This window comes from Brevundimonas sp. (genome assembly GCF_023259385.1).
Classification (GTDB): domain Bacteria; phylum Pseudomonadota; class Alphaproteobacteria; order Caulobacterales; family Caulobacteraceae; genus Brevundimonas.
Genome location: NZ_JAHFPF010000328.1, coordinates 1 through 3,235, shown reverse-complemented (window position 1 = coordinate 3,235; position 3,235 = coordinate 1). Strand labels below are relative to the sequence as shown.

General features: G+C 70.3%; 1 protein-coding gene and 2 pseudogenes. All 3 read right to left on the bottom strand.

The genetic code is table 11. The annotated features are described in order from the left end of the window. Positions 1-233: pseudogene (locus Q0C81_RS17705) on the bottom strand (helix-turn-helix domain-containing protein); the annotation flags it as partial. Between the two features lie 406 nt (positions 234-639). Next, positions 640-858, bottom strand: a pseudogene (locus tag Q0C81_RS17700) (helix-turn-helix domain-containing protein); the annotation flags it as partial. A gap of 189 nt (positions 859-1,047) precedes the next feature. After that, a partial coding sequence (gene ptsP, locus Q0C81_RS17695; protein ID WP_291841073.1) for a phosphoenolpyruvate--protein phosphotransferase occupies positions 1,048-3,235 on the bottom strand: 2,188 nt, incomplete at its 5' end.

Below are 3,235 nucleotides of genomic sequence, written 5' to 3'. Positions count from 1 at the left end.
AAGGCGGCAAAGTCCGAAGCGTCGATCACTGCGGCCACGCCCGCGGGCGCACGCCAGGCCTCGCCGGCGGCCAGCTGGCGGGCGAACAGCACCCGACCGTCCGCCATGCGTACGACCAGGGCCGCGGCCTTGCGGGCCTGGATGATGACGTCCGAGGCGCTGGCGGAGGCGCCGTAGATGGCGCCGCGCGGATTGAAGGCCTTGGCCACCGGGGTCGCGGCGGCGGCGGCCATCCCCTCGGGCGAGGTCGGATCGATGCCGGTCAGCTGGGTCTCGAGGCCCGGCGTGACGTAGAGGGCGGGAATGGTCTGGTCGGGCGGCGCCGGACGCGGCGCGGTGAGGCGGATGACCGCCTCCTGGCCGGGAACGGTGCCCAGACGCCAGGTCCGAGGGCTGGGGCGCGCGCATCAGGCTGACGCGCTGGAACACGTTCCAGCCGACCACGGCGATCAGCAGCACGGCGCAGCCCGCGATCAGGCGGGGCGAATAGCGCTTCACCTCCTCAAAGGCGACGCCGACCGGCGGCTGCAGCGGCACAGACGGATCGGGGCTCTCGCGCTTGAAGCGTTCGACCGCCAGCTGCTCGTCGAGACCCAGGGCGGCGGCGTAGGCGCGCACATAGCCGATCGAGAAGACGCGGTTGGGCAGGACCGAGAAATCGTTCTGCTCGAGGGCGGTCAGGTAGCGGCTGGGCACCCGCGTGACGCTGGACAGTTCGGCCAGCGAACGGCCCGAATGGTCCCGCGCGATCCGCAGGCCTTCGCCCAGAGTCGGAGCATCCGTGACGGAAGGGACCAGGTCCTTCCAGTCAGCCTGCGCACCATACTCTTCCGGGCCCTTGCCCGCATCCAGCGCCATAACGCCCGACCCCACACTCGGCGACGCGTCATCCACGCCCGCCGTACTCGAACCCGGCCCCTGTATCATATCGGGATGACAGTCTGAGCCTGCCCCCGCAGACCCTCCGAATTCGCCTTGTGGATAACTCATAAGAGTCGACCGATCAATGATTTGTTAAGCACCTTGGCCGTTCCGGCCCGGTACAGATCAAACCGCGACGTTCAACTTTCGGGCCAGAGTTTCGAGCTCGCCGCGCACAGAGCCGGACGAGGAGCCCAACAGGCTGGTCATGCCGCGGCGGGCGGCGGCCAGATCGGTGGACAGGATCATGCGCTTGACCGGTCCGACGCCCCCGGCCGGAGCCGACAGGCGCGTGAAACCGAGGGTCAGCAGGGCGAAGGCTTCCAGCGGCCGTCCCGCCAGCTCGCCGCAGATCGAGACCGGCGTGCCGGTGTCGGCGCATTTGCGCTGGATCTCGGCCAGGGCCCTCAGGGCCGGCGGCGACAGGGGGTCGTAACGGTCCGCGACGAGCGGGTTCGTGCGGTCGGCGGCGAACATGTACTGGAACAGGTCGTTGGTGCCGACGGAGACGAAGTCCGTGAGCGGCAGCAGGGCGTCCAGGTGCCACAGCAGGCTGGGGCATTCGATCATGGCCCCGACCCGCAGCAGGGCCGGCAGTTCGCGGCCCCGGCGGCGCGCCCAGTTGCATTCGATGTCGACCAGTTCGCGCGCGGCCCGGAACTCGTCCACCGTGGCGATCATCGGGAACATGACGCGCAGCTCGCGGCCCGCGGCGGCGGTCAGCAGGGCGCGAAGCTGCAGGCGCAGCAGGCCCGGACGGTCCAGCCCCAGACGAATGGCGCGGCGGCCCAGGGCCGGGTTCTCCTCCCGTTCCGTCTCCAGATAGGGCAGCACCTTGTCGCCGCCGATGTCGAGCGTACGGAAGGTGACCGGCCGGCTGCCGGCGGTGTCCAGCACCAGCTTGTAGAGGGCCGTCTGGCTGTCGAGCCGGGGCAGTTCCTCCGAAACCATGAACTGGAACTCGGTGCGGAACAGGCCGATGCCCTCGGCGCCGGTGGCGTCCAGGTTTTCCAGATCGACGGCGAGGCCGGCGTTGGTCAGCAGGCTGATGCGCTGGCCGTCGGCGGTGACGGCGGGCGTGTCGCGAAGCTTGGCGAACTCGGCCTGCCGTTGGTGGCGGACCTCCATGCGCGACTGGACCGCCGCCAGCATGTCCGGCCGGGGCCGCAGATAGGCCTCGCCGGTCTCGCCATCGACGATGACAAGATCGCCCTCGGACAGGCGGTCGCGCAGGCCCTGCAGACGTCCGACGCAGGGGATGCCCAGCGCCCGGGCGACGATGGCCGCGTGGCTGGCCGCCGAGCCCTCTTCCAGCAGCAGGCCCCGCAGCTTGCGGCGGTCGTATTCCAGCAGGTCGGCGGGACCCAGGTTGCGGGCCACCAGGATGGCGTCGTCGGGCAGGTCGCGCTCGCCCGGACGGTCGCCGGCCAGCACGCGCAGCAGGCGGTTGGCTAGGTCCTCGAAGTCGTGCAGCCGCTCCTTGATGTAGGGGTCGCGTGCCTTGGCGAAGCGGGCGCGATGTTCGTTGCGGACGCGGTCAACGGCGGCTTCAGCGGTCAGGCCAGTGCGCACCGCCTCCTCCAGCGACCGGTTCCAGCCCCGGTCGTCGGCGAACATGCGGTAGGTTTCCAGCACCTCGAACGACTGGCCGCCCAGCTTGCCGGCACCGCCTTCCAGCATGCCGTCGATATTGGCCTTCAGCCCGATCAGGGCCTCGCGAAGACGGATCTCCTCGACCTGCTGGTTCTCGGCCAGCAGGTTCTCGGGCGCGACCGGCGCCTCGTGCAGGACGACGTGGCCGTACGCCAGGCCTTCCGCGAAGCGCTGGCCCTTGAGCCGTTCCGGACGGTGCGGCGCGACCTCGATGTCGCGCAGCTCGTCCTGGCCCAGCAGTTCGCCCGAGGCCACGGTCTCGGCCAGCACCATGGCGATGGTCTGGATGTCCTCGACCTCGTCCTCGTCATAGCGCCGCTCGGAGCGGTTCTGGACGACCAGCACGCCGATGGCCCGGCCGCCGCGCAGCAGGGGGGCGCCGAGGAAGGCGTGATAGGGATCTTCGCCCGTTTCCGGACGGTAGGAGAAGCTGGGGTGCGACGGCGCGTCCGACAGGCTGATCGGCACGGCGCTGCGGGCCACCTCGCCGACCAGGCCCTCGCCGGGACGCAGGCGGGTGTTGTGGACGGCCTCGGGCTTAAGGCCCTGGGTGGCGAAAAGCTCCAGCTCGCCGGACGCGCGGCGCAGATAGATGGAGCAGACCTCGGCGACCATCGACTGCGCGATGATCCTGACAACGGTGTCGAGCCTGTCCTGAGCC